The following is a 16,643-nucleotide window of genomic DNA, read 5'->3' as shown; positions in this document are numbered from 1 at the left end:
TCCTCGGAACCAGCAGTCGACGCGATGAAGTCTTGAAGATCGGCAAGTTGATCTTGGCTCATATCACAGAAGTCTGGATTCAGTTGAGGAAACCAGTCTAATATTTCACTCTTCCTTTCGCGCCCACCCGTTTGGGCCTCTCCCAAGTGAACTAACGCCTTTACTACTGTAAGAGGGAGCTGTGTATCGTTGCGGTAGTGTGTACTCTGCCGGAAAAATCGATCTGCCCCATGAGTAGTTTGGAGTGTCCAATTCGGTCCGTCAATGTAAAATCCGGACTTGTCCGTGTTCGCCGAGTACTTCTTCAAATACGCATCTAATCTTATATTAGGACGCGTCCGATTACAATCTGGACATCCTGAAATGGCGCGGGGATCCCCGCGCCACCCGCGGTCGAGAAGAGAACGCAAACCTGAGGCATGAATTCAGCACTCGGTCGCTATTGATTTCGCCCCGTCATTCGTGAATCAACTGCTCAGTAGCGATATGAAATGAGCACCGAGGCAACTACCTGATGGAGGTAATATCAGTACTGATATGTGAGATATAGTAAATATGTACGTAGAAGAATATTAACTAAAGTAAAATAATAACAATCAGTTTTAATATAATGAGTGTCTAGTCATAGCATGGAACATGGGACTGTTAAGCAGCTCCAAGTGTGCGTATTGTGACGGTAAAAACCCTGATAACAAATGTAACGGATGTGGGTTAAAAGTCCATATGAAGTGTGCTCACCGGAAAGGTCACTTGCAAACCCGTGAAGAAAGCGGTGGGCTTCTTAGTTCAAGTACCACCCATTATAGGTGGAATTGTCCGAACTGCCCACGTACTTCTGAGTGGAAATCGTAGACTAGAGTGGCCAGCTCCCTTCCATCACCGATTTTTGAGCGCTGATGGAATGAAAGCCTGCTAAGTCCCCAGTGCCAACCGACCGATATGCGTCTGCAAGACTCGCGCTGTGTATTTCGCACGGCTATCGAAACACCTTCATAAACTGGTAGATCTCTTAGTGTTCAACATGCAGCTCTCATCGACCGGGTGTTTCAGGCGATGATATATCTGAGAAATAGGATTTCAACAGAGTCTGCGCAGTAGAGGATTGACCGTTAAAATTCGTCGTCGGAACTAACTCCATCGATTTCAATGATCTCACCGTCTCCTACATCCAGTTTCTGACGGAGCGCTTCCAAGTGCTCATCTGCCTCGTCGCGGAGTTCGCGAGCTCGTTCCAGATTGAATAGATTCTGGGGTTGGTCGGGTAAGTTTGATTTAGTGCCCGGCACATGTGGGAGTGTGCCAGAACGTCTTGACGGTCGTCTCGCTGAGTTCAAGCGGCAGCTTGACCGGCTGCCCGAAGCTGAGACGCCACCCCCGACGACACTACAGGTGCTCGGGCGCGGACAATTGGAGCAGGACTGGCAGCGATTACTGTTTCATTTCCTCTCTCCGGAGAGACCGCATGGACTCGACCACGCCTTCTTAGAGCACCTGCTGACTACTCTTGCCGACCACGACGAGGTAGAGTATACGTTTTCTCCGTTTGATCTCACAGATATTCGTGTCGAAACAGAGATACAGACATCGAACGAGCGGCGACCGGATGCAGTAATGTGGGTTCAAGACGAGTGGTTCATCTGCTGGGAACTCAAGGTCACCGCGGCTGAAGGCAGTGGCCAAACCACTGATTACGTTCAGGCAGAGGACTTCAACGGCATTGACCTCACGAAAGACGGTGTCCCAACCGAAAATCACCACTACATTTACCTCGCTCCCAGCGAGGCATCGCCGCCGACGGCTGATGAGTTCGTACCGGTTTCGTGGGAGTGGATGTCGTCCGGGCTCCAGTCGTTTCTTACGGCCGGTCACGGGAAATATCCGGCTGAGACGACTGCACAGCTCAATAGCTTCATACGGACAATCAGGAGCGAATTACAGATGACAGAATATCAAGAAAATCAACAACAAAAGGCGGAATTGTACTTTGATTATTACCACGAGATTCGGGAAGCCGAGTCTGCCTTCGACAGTCAATGGGATGAATACGCGGACACGTGGGGGACACGTCTTGCCGAGTCGCTTGATATTGCCGAAGTTATTGAGCTCCCGACTCAACCTGCGAATCAAGTTGCCGTCGAAATTACGAAACCGAACGGCGAATCTGAGCGCTGGATGTTCCGGCAAGGGGGTTCAGACTGGGCTGGACTCGTTAAGGAAGGCTGGTGGCTTGACAAAGCTGATCTTGCCCCGATTTATGCCAAGCCCGATGACAAAAGTGGTGCTCGAATTTCTCTCTTCCACCGGTTAGAGCAGAACCGCAGTAAGGCAGTGGAAGATCAGACACTCGAACTCCAGCTGTGGCACGGAACTGGCAATAGCGACCAATTCATGTACGATTTCAAGGACCGGATTGGTAAAAAGATCGACAAACATGCCAGTGAGATCCCCCCAACAACAGAAGCCACCGGGCGACGAGGGGGACCAGTTGCACTCTCCTATGATATCCCGGTTGGTGACCACGATGGGTTCTTTAATGCGTATACAGCGGCGTTACACGACGCATTCCTCGATATCGTGATTGAGTATCCGAAACTAATCACGTTGATCGAAGAAGCCTTCGAGGAGTCACTAGAAATATACGAGTGACGGTTGCGTCACTGGTGCGCTGCGTTTTTGTCTTACGCCATTCGTGAACTTCGGTATGAACCCAGATGGCGCCCGTGGAGTGTTGCTCGGACTTGCATGTGGGGATGCCCTTGGACGGCCAGTTGAATTCATGTCCGCTGATGCAATCACCGCAGAGCACGGGCGTCTCGACGAAATGGTTGGTCACGGCACGTGGAATCAACAGGCCGGAACGATCACCGATGACACCGAACAGGCGCTATGTATCGCACGCAGCGTAGTTGAAAAGGGAGGGTTTGACCCGGCCGATATCGCTACCCGATTTGTTGCGTGGTACGACAGCGATCCGTTCGATATCGGGCGCATGACGATGCAGTCACTCAGTCGACTCAAACACGGTGATGAGTGGAACGAGGCGGGCAAGCAGGTTTGGGAAGCTAGTCCTGAAGGGCAAAATGCCGGGAACGGGAGCGTGATGCGATGCCCGCCGCTCGCTGTCCCGTACGTGACGGACAGAGAGCAGCTTGTTGAGGTGAGTCGAGACTCCTCGCGGATCACTCACGCCGATCCGCGGTGTACCGACGGGTGTGCTATCCTTACCCTCACGGTGGCTGGCCTGCTCCAAAATGTAGACAAGCCGCTACAGGATGCGCTTGACCACGTCGCCGGCGTACCCGAAGAGCTCATCGCCGCGCTCGAACCCATCGCTCGTGGAGCGTCACCTGACCTCCAGACATCCGGATACGTCGTCCACTCCCTCCAGACGGCGCTCTACGATGGGTTGCACGCTGATTCTGCCACGGAGGCAATCGTGACAGCCGTGAATCGTGGTGGGGACACCGACACTATCGGGGCGATTGCGGGCGCCGTCGCTGGGGCACGATTCGGCGCCTCCGATCTCCCCAACCGATGGCTCTCGGCTATCGACGAGACGGATGAACTCAACGCGCTTGCGGACCAGCTGGCCGAGCTGGCGTAGCATCTTCTTCCATCAATGTCGTCGCCCAAAGCCCCCAAATTCGGCCTCGGTCCCGATCCGTCATCGCTTTCTATACCGGTTTACTGATGGTTTCATGAGCAACAGACGGCGATTCATAACGGGGCTACTTGCTGCCGGGTCGGCTGCCGTCGCCGGCTGTGGGGACACTGAGAATGGTGGTGCAGAACCGGCTGAAGAATCCGATCCTAACGCCGAGTTAGAAGCCGAGCCAGAACCCGACGAAAGCCAACAGGATCAGGTGGCCGCAACGCTCCAGACAAGCAAGGGCGCTATCGAGGTCGAACTTTACGGTGATCGCGCACCACGGACAGTCGACAATTTCGTCAGGTTGGCGACAGGCTCACGCGAGTGGACCGACCCCGAAACCGGAGACACCGTCACCGGAACTCCGCTGTACGAGGACGTACTGTTTCACCGTGTTATCGACGGCTTCATGATCCAGACCGGCGACCCGACCGGCACTGGTCGTGGGGGACCCGGATACATGTTCGATGATGAGTTCCACGAGGAACTCCGTCATGACGGACCGGGCGTGCTCTCGATGGCCAACTCCGGCCCAGACACCAACGGTTCACAGTTCTTCATAACGCTTGAGGCGACACCACATCTCGACGACCGACATAGCGTCTTCGGCCAAGTCACGGCTGGACTGAACGTCGTTCGTGATATCGGCTCAGTCGAAACTGAGGGGGATGACCGACCAGTTGACCCCGTTGCCCTCGAATCAGTTGGTATTGAGTAACAACACAGTGTTCGGCGTGTCGTGAAATTTTGAGAGCTCGGTAATTGGGATTATCGACTCCATTATGCTGTCTCTCACAGATTGGCTTACACTAGAAACCGCCACTCATCGAGACAAGCCAGTCACGTCGATGAATCCAGACGTTGTTCTGGAAGGGTATCGCTGATAGCAACGTCGTGTCCAGCGACATACGCGTTCAGTTTGGCTGCAATTGGTGACTCACGAAACTCTTCGTCGCTGTATCCCGCGGCTTCAAACACATCCATGAGTGATGAGGCGGACTGGAGTTTGTACTTCTGGTGGTACTCTTCAGCGGGGTAAAATCGCGACAGACGTTCGATTCGTGTTTCGACTCCATCGGCGGTGAGCCCCCGTGTCGTGAGAAACTCATCAATAGCCGCTCGTTGGCTTGCTGTCGCAGCAAGGACGACGTTCTGATACTGCGTCTTTCCGGTCTGATGGTGCGGATTGTGCGACTCAAACACCAATTGGAGAATATCCCGATACGTCACCGTGTTCGGGTCGAACTCAACTTGGAGAATTTCGGTATGATCCCCCAGAGAGTGGTACGTCGGGTCGTGTTTTGTCCCTCCGGCATACCCGACGCGGGTTCGAATGATGCCATCAATTGCCCCGAACTGCGCATCGGGCCCCCAGAAACACCCGATTCCAAATGTTGCTGTCTCAGTCGTTTCACTGTCCACTGCACGCCGGTCGTACTCGCGTATTTGTGTCTTTGTGAGTTCCATTGGCATCACTAGTCGAGAAGCACGTCGAAGTGCGGCACGTGGGTCCCACCGCATTAGCACACGTACTGGCCACACGCATATATGCTAACTGTTGACGTGTCTCTTTCATCGGTCGGCTAACAAACGGCACCCGACGAACCGTTTCCCTCAGTTGCCGAGCTTTTATTATGTGACAAAGGTCACATATCCTGTGCCACTCCCCCAAGCGAAGTCCTCCGAGCGGCTCTATGACGCAGTGGCAGATTACGATCTCGTTATCACGCCTGACGGGCCGCTCGCCAGCACCCTGAATCGTCAGTTAGATCGACCACACCTCGGCTCGTTTGCTATCCCACCTCGCCGACACGCAGTCGGGCGCCGAGAACAAGCCGAGGATCGGCTTGCATTTCTCGAGATGGTCAATCACGACACTATCTCGTGGAAGCGAAGCGCCTATGCCATCGGAAACATCCTCCAATGCTGGGAGCATCAGGGGACTCACGAAGCGATTCTGGAGTACGACACATACGTCGATGATGCGACCAAGCGCGCCGTTGAGCGTATTGGAGAGTTCGACACAGCGTCGATGGAACTGACAACTGGGAGATTAGATCCCGAGTTAGATATCGCGGTGATCGCTCCAGAAATGCTGACGCAACTTGAGCGGTCATATCTCCCAGAATCGTACGATACGGTCAAGCTATTCACAGACGAGCCGTTCGATCTCCCTCCATTCCGGATCCTCGATTCGGCAACGGCGATTGTCGATGCTGTTGAGGATGCGATCACTACAGAAAATGCCGAGAGCGTTGGTATCGTCCTCGATCAGGCCAGTGAATACTCACCGCTCGTTGAATCAGCGCTTGAGGCCGCAGATATTCCGTTCTTCGGTGGGCCCGGATTTATTGACATCGCGGAGCATCGTGCATTCCTTCGGTTGCTCCGAGCGGGTCACTACGGAACAGACACCCGAATTGGTGAGATTCGACCGCTGCTTGCGATGCTTGGGATCGACGTTGAACTAGAACACGATGAAAAGCGACTCTATGAGAGTGACATCCCTGCCCTGTCGTGGTTGATCGCCTTCTGTGACGAGATTGAGCAGTACACCTTCGGAGAGGCGCTCACGCTGTTCGAGAACCGCGCGGGGTGTGATCTTGAGACGTTCCGCGAGGAACTCACAACGCTCGGTATTGTCGACGAGCCAATCACCGAGCGTGGCGTCGACGAGCTGGAGTTTTATCTCCAATCGTATGAAGTCCCAGTAGACCGCGAAAACGAGGGTGTCCTCCTTGCAGACGCGAAGTCGGCCTCATATGTTGGCCGGGATGTCGTGTTCTTCCTCGGGTTGGATGAGGGGTGGACGCACTCGCCACCGCGTCGACCGTGGGTCGATCAGGACACACAGTATACGCGTAATATTCAGAGCTTCCAGTTACTCCTCCAGAGCGGAGACGAGCAACACTACCTCGTCCAAGATTCGACAGGCGGCTCACCAGTCACGCCGTGTCTCTACTTTGAGGAACTGCTCGATGAGGAGTTCGAGCGATTCAGCGACCTCCCCTCGACGACGCACAGTCAGCAACACGAGACGGCGTCGACGACTGCCTTCGAAAAACCGCCGACGGAGGTAACCAACGAGTCAGTCGAGACAATCAGCCAATCAACGTTGAGCACCTACGTCAACTCGCCCCGTGACCACTACTTCAGTCGGCTAGTCGACGGTCCAGACAAGGACTACTTTATTGAGGGGAACCTGTATCACGACTTCGCGGAATTCTACGTGAACCATCCCACGTTCGTTGACACCGACGTGGTCGACGAGGTGGTCGATCTCATGTGTACGGAGGCGCGGTCGCTCGTTCGCTCGGTCGACGAGGCGGTGCTTCGATCCGAATACCGAGTCGGACTCGAAACGATCATCGAGTATCTCGACGAACATCCCCCGACCGACGGAGTATTTCTCACGCCGGCAAGCGGGTTCGGGAAGAACGCTATCGCCGAGCATTTTGATCGCGATGTCGGCTCACCGGTCACGGAGCGTTGGTTCGAGGATTCCGACCTCGGCGTGAAAGGGCTCATTGATTTGGTTCACTCCCGGACCCACCTCCTCGATTTCAAGAGCGGCTCAAAAAAGAGCGCCCGAGATATTGTAAAGAATTCGGCACTCGACGAGCCAGCCGACACGCCCAACTTTCAGGCGCTACTATACCTCACCTACTGGCGGTCGAGAGAGCCGAACGAACGGCTTGAGTTCACCTTCTTCCATTTCCTCGAGACCGTCGATGAGGCCATTACGGGTGACCCCGATCTCGAAGATACGCTCACGACTGTCACGTACTACCCGACGACAGCAGCGGAGTACGTCTCGAGAGAGGCGTTCTTTGACACCCTATTGAAAGAGGGGCCGAACGACTGTCAAAAGACGCTCGGGAAGATCGACTACGACATGTACGCGGCACTGTTCGATGAGGAACTGCTCCCACGAACGACTGATAGCGATGAGCTGATCGAGTCGGAATTTGGTCAAACCATGATGGACCGATTACAGACACACGTTGGCGAGTACAAATACGTCACAAAGGGGACAAAACAGGTTCTACGTCAAATTGCTACCGTACAGGCTCAAAACTACTTCAAGAGTGATCTCGACGCGTTCGAGGCGTTCATCGATGACCGGATAGATGAGCTTAATCGACAGCGTACGGGCGACGAGCGATTCCCGGTTGAGGGACTGGGCGGCGAACCTAACTACCGCTATGTCGATAACCGCGACCTGCTACTGGAGGGAGACCGATGAGCGAGTTCCCGCCGAACGACAAACAGCAAACGCTGATCAACAGCACGGAGGGGCTCTATCTCGTCGATGCCGGTGCTGGCACCGGGAAGACGTTCACCGTCACTCGGCGCTACGCCAATATCATCGATCAGGATGGCGTCGATCCGGAGGATATCCTGCTGGTCACGTTCACCAATAATGCAGCTGCAGAAATGCGTGATCGAATCGTCACACAAAGCAACTACGGGATGCGTGAGTTGACTGATGCCCCCATCCAAACGTTTCACTCGCTGGCGAACGACTTGCTCGAAGAGCACGGGCACGCAGCGCCGACGCATCTCGGGATCGACGACCGAATCACCGGGTCGACACGGCTCATTGAGGACGCACTTATCGAAAAGGCGTTGTTCCGGGAGTTCATCAACCAATTTATTGATACGAACCCCCAGTACGATGATTTCTTTGCGGCGATGTCCGACGCCAGCCAGCTCCTCGACCTGATCAAGGAACTCGCCTCGAAGGGCATCTTCCCTGATGCTGAGGGGTGGCATCGAGATGGTGAATCCCATCTCGACGGAGAGTTCGAAGCGTTCGAGTCGCTGTTCGAGCAGGTTAATGAGCCACGAAACGACGGAAGCAAACAGTCCGCTCTCCGGTCGAAACTCTATCGATATGGACAAAACAAGGTCTACACACCAGAGGCACCGGCGAAGGAGGAGATCCGCGGCGATGGAAAACAGGTGCCAACTGGAGTTGCCGCTCGGGTGTTCGAAGAAGATCGCTCCGAGCTCAAGGCGTTCATCCACGACGTCTATCACGCCTACCTCTCGTTCGCGCTGCGTCGCAACTACCTCAATTTCAGCTTTCTCCAGCTCTTTGCGTTCGTCCTTCTGTGTGAGGACCACGACGTGCGTGAGGCAGTAAACTTCGAGTACGTGATGATCGACGAGTTTCAGGACTCCAGCGAGATCCAATTCAAACTCTCACTACTCCTCGCAGGAACGAGCAATATCTGTGTCGTGGGCGACTGGAAACAGAGTATTTACAGCTTCCAGTACGCCGACGTCGACAATATCCGCGAGTTCGAGGGCCGGCTCGAACGGTTTGCTGCTGAACTCAACAGTGATCACGAACGAATCGAGTTCCCGCTGAGCCCCGTCACACGACGCAAGCTTGATACGAACTATCGGTCGACACAGTCCGTACTTGACTTCTCAGAACACGCGCTTACCACGCCGGCGACGGGACGTGACTCCGTGGACGTTGCCGCCATACGCGAAAAGGTAACGTCGCTTACCGCCGATGCGAGCTACGACAACAGCGTTATCGAGGCGATACAGAGCGAGGACGAACAGGAGGCGATCCTCGCAAAGATCGATGAGATCGTCGGGAATGACCGCTATGCGGTTGAGGGAGACGATGGTGAGCTTCGTGCCCCGAAATACGCCGACATCACTGTCCTCACGCGAACGCGAGATTTCGGACGTGAATTGCTCGAAATTGCCAATCAATACGACCTCCCGATGGCGTACGAAGGTGGAATCGAAGTGTTCCGCACGAATGCTGCTAAGTTACTGTTAGCGTGGCTCCGCATTCTCGAGCGTGATGCCGACCGAGGCTGGGCACTTGTTCTCGAGGAGGCTGGCTGTACCATCGATGAGACACAAGCGGTGCTCAAACACGAGACATACCCCGAGGCCATGGTCGAATTCCGCGAGGAGCTTTCGGAGTTGGAGACGTTGGGCGGCGTCGCCCGCCGCGTGTTCGAGTGCTACGGCTGTGAGGGGCCCACAGCAGACGTTGTGTTACATACCATCCAATCCGTCCAAGAGACAACTACCCTCACGCGTGGCGATGTTATCCAGTTCATTGAGGACGCTATCGAGGCAGGTAGCACTCACGATGTCAATGCTGGCGCCGGGACGGACTCCGTCACCGTCCAGACGATCCACGCGACGAAGGGGCTGGAGTACCCCATCGTCATCCTCGCGAATATGAACGCTCACAAATTCCCCTCCTCTGGCGGACGTGGCGGCAACATCATGTACACGGATCCGGTTGGCCTTCGCCAGCGCAAACACTACTCGGAAGCACATGGTGTACCGTACATCTACGACAACTGGAAGGTGGATGTGCTTCGGCGGTGTCTTCCACGTGAGTATGATGAGGAGCGGCGCCTGTTGTACGTCGCCATCACACGCGCCGAGAATCATGTCATATTCACGGCTGGCGACTCACCAAACACGTTCATTGAGGAACTTCCCGTCGAGATCACGGACGTTGAGCCCGACCTCTCGTCCTTCGACCTCGACCTACCAGAGTCAACGCCGTTCGAGGTGGAGATCACGACACAGGCCGGAACACCGAGATTCTCTCCGCACACGTTCATCGACGAGGGCGTCTTCGAGGATGGCAGCGGCGGTCGCGGGATGGAGTTCGGGTCGAAGGTCCACGAGTTCGCCGAAGCGTCTGCACTCGGAGAGTCGGTGACGCCGGACGGGCGAGACGAAACCAACGTACAGTCGCTGCTTGACTCACTAGACGGCGACCTACATGCTGAAAAGCAGGCGTTTCTCCCACTCGATGTCGACGGTGAGCGAGTCACCATCTCTGGCGTTATCGACCTTCTCCACGTGACGCCCGAACGTGCCGAAATCGTTGATTACAAAACCGATCTTGACCGGCGTGCCGAATCTGAATACCAGAAGCAGCTCAGTGTGTACTATCATGTGGTCGCCGAACTGTATCCGGACCGGGAGGTGACTATGGCGATCTTCTATACGTCTGACGGGGAACGGAAACCAATTGAGCCACTGAGCAAGACGGAACTACGAGAATTGGTACGAGGTGTTCGAAATGGGTAAATGAAATCCCTCCGGGTTGAACCGTAACTGGTGATAAGAATTGAATACAAATTAGGGAACGAAACTGAAGCGTCTGGTCTTTTACAGCGTCAATCAGGTTCAAGGGGGATTAGGAACTTCGTCTTAGCATGGCTGATGATCTCCCGAGATTTGAGCGCGATGAGCTAGAGACATTTGTACAACAGTATATGGAACTTGACCGGAGGACACAGCGTCCACAAGGCATCTATTCGATACTCTCTGCGTCACGAGAGAAAAAATACCAAGATACGCTACAATACTTCTTGAATCCGCGGAAATCCCACGGGTTCAGATACGCACTCCTCAACCAGTTCTTCGAGTGTATTGATTTCTACGAGTACAACTTACCTAACCAGCATATCGACATTGATGATGAAGTCTGGATTGGGGACGACGGGATAGAAGGCCGAATTGACTTGGTTATCGCTGGTGGGAGTGCATTGGGTGACCATCCACGCTGGGCGGTGTTTCTCGAACTGAAGGTCGGTGCAGAAGAGGGGACAGAACAAACGCCCACGTATGCCGCGGCAGACACGTGGAATTTCAGTTGGTTTGACGAAAACGAACTAGTGGTTGATGATCTCGAATCAAAAAAGTATGTGTATCTGAAACGGGAGGCTGCTGATACTCCGACAGATTCCACGTTTGAGACCGTTACATGGGCTGATGTCGCAAAAAGTTTTGAATCAGGGACACAGGCATCGCTCTTTGAGTACCCCAACCGGAGTGTTATTCAGTTCACAGACTTTATTCAGTCACTGAAAGAGACAGAGGGTATGGACTCAGCAATTGATGAGGATGAACTCAATGAGCGGCTCAACGTGTATTTCGAGCACAGCGACCTCATCCAGCAAGTTGAACGGGCAAACAGCCAGTTCGAGAGTGATTTCGACGATGTGACCACTTATCTACAGAACAACTGGGTGGATAAGATCGTCAATAAATACGACGTTGAAAAATCCGGTTGGAACACCTCCGTGTCAAGCAACGCAGAGTATCAGAAGCTATTCCCGGAGTATTGGGATCAAGATCCGCTGAACAGTACCAGCACGATTCAGTTGTTCTACCGTCATTCGCCAACGACAGAGCTACTCCGGAATCAAACGCTCCGATTCAGACTCAGACTACCACCAGCCCGAAACGCACACACTGAAACACAAGACACCGGACACTCATTTAATACGTTGTTTGCTGAGAAGTGTACCACGAAATATGGAGATCGCATCCACGATGTACTAACTAAGATCGGTGTTGACGAGATACGACTGGGGAGTGCATCAGCACTCGCTGTCAAAGATTATCCGCTTGACCCACATAATCTGGTTGGTTCGTATTTTGACCAGCTTGACACTGCAGTCTCGGAGTTCTGTACTCCGGACAGCGGGCTCCCGATCATCATCAATGACGTCTTTGAAGACGTGTATCGAGACGTGTTCGGTGAAGATCCTACAGGTGAGTTTTCCGGCGGCCTACATATAAAAGAATAGCATTAGATACAGAGATACTCAATTTTGTTTAAATCCTACTCTTCAGATAGAATCCCGTCTGTAAAAGGGACAGATACAATCGGCGTAGAGATTTACAGAAATCCGGCTGTTTGAATTCGGCGGAGAGCTCTACGACTCGCCAACGCCGCGGTTGATCGAAGACGCACAGACGACTCACTCGCGCAATAACCGAACTTCCCAGAGACGCTCGTTTCAGTTACGCAACCGAGGTAAGTAGTATAGCTAAAGGCGGCTCTGTTGAAATCCTCTGTAGTTGATAGGAAACGGGTGCAAGATACAGAGGCTGGATTCAGCACCTGAACGATGTTATTTTCTCCGTCTATATCCTGAACTAGCCGGTAGAATTTGCTTGCACATTTATCGGCGAAGAGAATCAGATACGCCGTATATTCGAGATATAATATGGTTGTATGCTCTTCCGGCCCTAGCGAAATGATAAATTATATTAAGAAAAATACTAATAACTTCGCATAAAATGTCATCTACGAGTATGAAAGCTCCAAAAAGTATTGGAAGCATCGAATTGTCCGATGACAAATATACAATTGTCGAAGGAAATATCAATTTCATATATCGTATCGATGATTCCAGAGGTAACACCGTACTCCGGTTTAATATGGAGGAAGGCGAAGGCGATGATTATCATATTAAAGACGCAAATGATGAATTAGTGGGCATAATGGGAAGACATTATAATTCTCCTGAGATTCCCGAAGGACATGATGGAGATTATGTAATCTACTCGGTGATTGAGGATGAACCACTTGCTTCAATAAGTCTATCGTGGACTACTGGAGCAAAAGTAACAAATTATAATAATTCAGAGGAAATTGTAACAGTTGATGTTAATAATTTGAGACGGCTATACGCTGTTTTTGGCAAATGGCCAATTAATGCACTGCTAACCAGAAAATGGAAATTTAATTCGCCTAGTAAGGGTCAAATTGGCAAACTTGAAGAAAATAACTCATTCAACCCGTTCGGCAAGCCAACCAACGAACTATCGTTTGACAAATCTGTCAATTTGACAGACTTCGAAAAACTCTGTGTAATGGGTGTTGGAACAATCGCAGTCTACTAAGTAGTATCAATATAATCTTGAATTGTGTTGACCGATCTGGCTTGAGTCGAATATGGAGCTGATTCTGTGCGAGACACGCGCTGTGTATCTCGCACGTCTCTCAGAACATCTCTCTGAGCTGGCAGAATTCTCGGCGGTCAATAAGCAGTTCTCATTGACCGGCTGTTTCAGGCGAGAATATATCTTCCTCGGAACCAGCAGTCGACGCGATGAAGTCTTGAAGATCGGCAAGTTGATCTTGGCTCATATCACAGAAGTCTGGATTCAGTTGAGGAAACCAGCCCAAAATTTCACTCTTCCTTTCGCGCCCACCGGTTTTGGCCTCTCCCAAATGGACCAACGCCTTTACTACTGTAAGAGGGAGCTGTGTATCGTTGCGGTAGTGTGTACTCTGCCGGAAAAATCGGTCTGCTTCATGAGTAGTTTGGAGCGTCCGATTCGGTCCGTCAATATAAAATCCGGATTTGTCCGTGCTCACTGAGTACTTCTTCAAATACGCATAGGTCATGATCTAATCTTATATTAGGACGCGTCCGATTACAATCTGGACATCCTGAAATGGCGCGGGGATCCCCGCGCCACCCGCGGTCGAGAAGAGAACGCAAACTTTGGACATGGGTTTTGCGCTCGGAGTTGCCATACGATATAAACTATTGCAATCTGCCTCAGTATCTCGTCTAATTTTGAAAAGTGACTGCTCAAATCGTATTTAAACATATGGATTATCCTTTGCCGAGCCAGACTCCGCTGACTTGCCATAGTATATGAATGTTCAGGTTTTTACTCATCGATTTTGCTATCATTCAAATAGGAACACAGGCACTCTATCTCTGTAATGGAATCCCCACTAATGCGGACGAGAAGCGCTGTACGAGATGCACCGTCAGAGGAGGAATTTGAGCGTCTGTACCAAGCCACACTTGAGTCGCCATCGTACGAACGACAGGTTGAGGATCAGTTTATACTCCTTGCAACTGGGCGCCTTGGTTTACGCTCTGGCGAAGTGCTACACTTCCTAAGTGGAGACAATAAAAAATGGATTGATCGCGAAAGCAAACAGCTCAAAATCCCCCACCATGTAGCATGTGGGTGCCGCTATTGTCAGGAGCAGGCACAGCAAGCCGTAGAAACAAAACCCGAAAGAGACTTTGAACATATTATAGATCGGTATTGGAAGCCAAAATATAGCCCGAGTGCACGAGCGATCCCATACGATTGGTCGGCGCGCATAGTTGAGGTCGTCGAACGCTTCACAGATCTGATCGGTGGATTCAATATCGCTCAATCGACGTTGAATCGGCGCGTCAACACACTCCACGAAAGAGCTGGGATTAGTGGTAATACCTATCCGCACGCGTTACGAGCTGCCGCCGCGTGCTGGTGGGCAAACAGGGGAATGAGCAGTCCAAACCTCCAAGCGTACTTCGGTTGGAAAGACATGAGAGTCGCTGAAGCATACATCCGACTTAGTGGTAAAGAACTACAGAAGCACGTTTCGCGACTTCTTGATCAGGACCCAGAAGTGCCTGACGTTGACGGACCAGAACCCCAAAGTGGCGAGCACTCACGTCCGCGTTACGAGAATGAAACAGAGACGAATAATATGTCATTACTTGAAGTAGAGAAACACCTCGAAGAATCTGATGTGGTAGGCTGATTTGTGGCACGGGATCAGAGCAGAGTCGTCTACAGACTACAATTGATCTGTTTTGAGCAAAAAAACAATAAATATCACCCGGTTTGCCGAATTTACCAAATAAGCTATAACTGAGGCTTTGTTGAAATACTTAGTAAGTAGTTGATTTCTTCTTATCAATATAGCCGTCAGATTTCATTTGTTTTATGATAAATAAGCTGGCATTCGATCCCAAGCAGGAGCATCAAGACTTACCGTATCACGTTTGATTAGCGATCCTAGGCTCATTTTCCAAGTAGTTGGATCAAGCCGACCGACACGGATTGGCCCGAGTTGCTTGAGGTAATGTTCGAGACGATCCGGGTTGACACCCGAATTTTTGACCACAATCAACATTACCCCGTATCCTTCATCGAATAATGTTTGAAGGCGACGTTTTAGGCTAATGTTTCTATTTTTATATATTATCTCAACAGCAACTCGCGCTGGCTTAGACACGGCGTCTACGATTACAAAATCAGACGCGTCTCCAATACGCCGCTCAAGATCCACTTCGGCGAGTTCAGATCCATCCGGAAGGAGATTGTACAGTTTCATGACAGCAAACTCCTGCGCAGATCGATGACACGCCGAGGTGTTGCCATCAGCTACGCAGTTCGACTCACTGTTACAATGGAAGAAACGATCAGGCTGTCCGTCGTCGGACACATTGACCTTCAACTGTGAATCACAGAGCAGGCAACGATACCGATTGTGATGGGTATCCATTTGATCTGGAGCTAAATCACCAACAGAGACTGCAACGTCGCAGTGAGTATCAAGGGCTACGTGCATTATTCTTTTTCACCAGTGTGAAGGATTGACTCGCAGCGCTTTGCTACCTCTGTGGTGACCGCTTCGGTGAGATCAGAGTTGTGATCTGTGTCCAGCTGACAAAAAACATCATTGAGGAAGCGTACCTGCTGATATAGGTCTGAAACACCCGCCCGTAACGCGTCATCACTGCTGGAGGAGTTCGATATTTCCAAGTTAGGATCATCTAAATCTGATGGCTCCTGTGCCCGTCCAGATTCGCCCTCATCATCTGGTGTGGTGACAGCGGGATCGGGGTCTGGCACACCACGCAATCCTGTTTGATTGTTCACTGGTGATCCCCAGATGTCCTGCTGGTCTGCCTCACGTTCGTCATCTCCGGTAGCCGCGGTCTCAGTATCTTCGTTGACTACCTGCTCAAACTCAATAGGGAGGTCATCCACAAGCCCACGGTTTGTAAGAGCACTCATGCTCTCCATAGAGAGGGCAGATTTGATTAGCTCAACTCGATCCCCTTCCGAATCCTCAAATCGTTGTACGACACGCGGTGCGCGGTCGTATACTTGTGGTGGATATGAGGATGCACAACCGACGTGGTCTGCGACATTCGCATGCGTCTTGTCTTGTAGGAGCAGGCGAGCGATGATTATTGCCGCCTGTTTAGCAGTCAGTGTATCAAGTGATTCAGTCTCCTCGGGTTCATCATGTGGATGATAAAATTCTCTCACGACTCGACGGATCGTGCTGTAACTCAGCTTTGCACGTTAGCGTCAGCGGTTGAGTGAACGAAGAGGTGGTCGATCTCGGTCATCAAGTCATCGATACCGCGATCATCGTTGTCTCGAA

12 protein-coding genes are annotated in these 16,643 nt (G+C 51.9%); 8 read left to right on the top strand and 4 right to left on the bottom strand.

Annotated features, from left to right (window positions below; translation table 11 throughout):
• Positions 1 to 1,296 precede the first annotated feature (1,296 nt).
• The 3 genes from ACFQEU_RS05610 (at position 1,297) to ACFQEU_RS05600 (ending at position 4,367) form a co-directional block, all read left to right on the top strand.
• On the top strand, positions 1,297 to 2,646 hold the full coding sequence (locus ACFQEU_RS05610) for a PD-(D/E)XK nuclease family protein (protein WP_379780106.1): 1,350 nt from the start codon (positions 1,297 to 1,299) through the stop codon (positions 2,644 to 2,646).
• A 55-nt stretch (positions 2,647 to 2,701) separates the two neighbouring features.
• Positions 2,702 to 3,604: an ADP-ribosylglycohydrolase family protein gene (locus tag ACFQEU_RS05605; protein WP_379780104.1), complete on the top strand. Its 903-nt coding sequence runs from the start codon at positions 2,702 to 2,704 to the stop codon at positions 3,602 to 3,604.
• A 94-nt stretch (positions 3,605 to 3,698) separates the two neighbouring features.
• Positions 3,699 to 4,367, top strand: coding sequence for a peptidylprolyl isomerase (locus ACFQEU_RS05600; RefSeq protein ID WP_379780102.1), 669 nt, complete (start codon positions 3,699 to 3,701; stop codon positions 4,365 to 4,367).
• 122 nt (positions 4,368 to 4,489) lie between these two features.
• Here ACFQEU_RS05600 and ACFQEU_RS05595 read toward each other — a convergent pair whose 3' ends face one another.
• Complete coding sequence (locus tag ACFQEU_RS05595) at positions 4,490 to 5,116, bottom strand: peptide-methionine (S)-S-oxide reductase MsrA (protein ID WP_379780100.1); 627 nt, start codon at positions 5,114 to 5,116, stop codon at positions 4,490 to 4,492.
• A 190-nt stretch (positions 5,117 to 5,306) separates the two neighbouring features.
• On the opposite strand from ACFQEU_RS05595, the gene ACFQEU_RS05590 reads away from it, so the two are divergent.
• The 4 genes from ACFQEU_RS05590 (at position 5,307) to ACFQEU_RS05575 (ending at position 13,348) form a co-directional block, all read left to right on the top strand.
• Positions 5,307 to 7,895 carry a PD-(D/E)XK nuclease family protein gene (locus ACFQEU_RS05590; RefSeq protein WP_379780108.1) on the top strand — a complete coding sequence of 863 codons (2,589 nt, stop codon included), beginning with the start codon at positions 5,307 to 5,309 and terminating at the stop codon, positions 7,893 to 7,895.
• Positions 7,892 to 10,738, top strand: a complete 2,847-nt coding sequence (locus tag ACFQEU_RS05585; protein ID WP_379780098.1) for a UvrD-helicase domain-containing protein — start codon at positions 7,892 to 7,894, stop codon at positions 10,736 to 10,738. Before ACFQEU_RS05590 ends, ACFQEU_RS05585 begins: the two co-directional genes overlap by 4 nt.
• Before the next feature lie 128 nt (positions 10,739 to 10,866).
• Entirely contained in the window at positions 10,867 to 12,246 is a 1,380-nt protein-coding gene (locus tag ACFQEU_RS05580) for a PDDEXK-like family protein (RefSeq protein ID WP_379780096.1), read from the top strand.
• Positions 12,247 to 12,757: 511 nt separating this feature from the next.
• Positions 12,758 to 13,348, top strand: a complete 591-nt coding sequence (locus ACFQEU_RS05575; RefSeq protein ID WP_379780094.1) for a hypothetical protein — start codon at positions 12,758 to 12,760, stop codon at positions 13,346 to 13,348.
• Between the two features lie 151 nt (positions 13,349 to 13,499).
• On the opposite strand, the gene ACFQEU_RS05570 is transcribed toward ACFQEU_RS05575, so the two are convergent.
• A complete protein-coding gene (locus ACFQEU_RS05570; RefSeq protein ID WP_379780092.1) occupies positions 13,500 to 13,856 on the bottom strand; it encodes a hypothetical protein in 357 nt (118 codons plus the stop codon).
• Positions 13,857 to 14,183: 327 nt separating this feature from the next.
• Between ACFQEU_RS05570 and ACFQEU_RS05565 the strand changes: the two genes are divergently transcribed.
• Positions 14,184 to 15,005: a tyrosine-type recombinase/integrase gene (locus tag ACFQEU_RS05565; protein WP_379780090.1), complete on the top strand. Its 822-nt coding sequence runs from the start codon at positions 14,184 to 14,186 to the stop codon at positions 15,003 to 15,005.
• A gap of 183 nt (positions 15,006 to 15,188) precedes the next feature.
• Here the strand turns inward: ACFQEU_RS05565 and ACFQEU_RS05560 are convergent, their stop codons facing one another.
• Together ACFQEU_RS05560 and ACFQEU_RS05555 are read right to left on the bottom strand one after the other, a co-directional pair.
• Positions 15,189 to 15,818 carry a hypothetical protein gene (locus tag ACFQEU_RS05560; protein ID WP_379780088.1) on the bottom strand — a complete coding sequence of 210 codons (630 nt, stop codon included), beginning with the start codon at positions 15,816 to 15,818 and terminating at the stop codon, positions 15,189 to 15,191.
• Positions 15,818 to 16,525, bottom strand: coding sequence for a hypothetical protein (locus ACFQEU_RS05555; RefSeq protein WP_379780086.1), 708 nt, complete (start codon positions 16,523 to 16,525; stop codon positions 15,818 to 15,820). Before ACFQEU_RS05555 ends, ACFQEU_RS05560 begins: the two co-directional genes overlap by 1 nt.
• Positions 16,526 to 16,643 lie beyond the last annotated feature (118 nt).

It is taken from the genome of Halorubrum tibetense (genome assembly GCF_042661865.1).
Taxonomy (GTDB): Archaea; Halobacteriota; Halobacteria; order Halobacteriales; family Haloferacaceae; genus Halorubrum; species Halorubrum tibetense.
The sequence above is the reverse complement of the archived record's forward strand: the minus strand, read 5'-3'. Positions and strand labels throughout refer to the sequence as shown.

What these genes read in the sequence shown, in the direction of transcription:
- ACFQEU_RS05605 (WP_379780104.1), top strand. Translation starts at nt 2,702, where the DNA reads ATGAACCCAGATGGCGCCCGTGGAGTGTTGCTCGGACTTGCATGTGGG.
- ACFQEU_RS05600 (WP_379780102.1), top strand. Translation starts at nt 3,699, where the DNA reads ATGAGCAACAGACGGCGATTCATAACGGGGCTACTTGCTGCCGGGTCG.
- ACFQEU_RS05595 (WP_379780100.1), bottom strand. Translation starts at nt 5,116, where the DNA reads ATGGAACTCACAAAGACACAAATACGCGAGTACGACCGGCGTGCAGTG.
- ACFQEU_RS05585 (WP_379780098.1), top strand. Translation starts at nt 7,892, where the DNA reads ATGAGCGAGTTCCCGCCGAACGACAAACAGCAAACGCTGATCAACAGC.
- ACFQEU_RS05580 (WP_379780096.1), top strand. Translation starts at nt 10,867, where the DNA reads ATGGCTGATGATCTCCCGAGATTTGAGCGCGATGAGCTAGAGACATTT.
- ACFQEU_RS05575 (WP_379780094.1), top strand. Translation starts at nt 12,758, where the DNA reads ATGAAAGCTCCAAAAAGTATTGGAAGCATCGAATTGTCCGATGACAAA.
- ACFQEU_RS05570 (WP_379780092.1), bottom strand. Translation starts at nt 13,856, where the DNA reads ATGACCTATGCGTATTTGAAGAAGTACTCAGTGAGCACGGACAAATCC.
- ACFQEU_RS05565 (WP_379780090.1), top strand. Translation starts at nt 14,184, where the DNA reads ATGGAATCCCCACTAATGCGGACGAGAAGCGCTGTACGAGATGCACCG.
- ACFQEU_RS05560 (WP_379780088.1), bottom strand. Translation starts at nt 15,818, where the DNA reads ATGCACGTAGCCCTTGATACTCACTGCGACGTTGCAGTCTCTGTTGGT.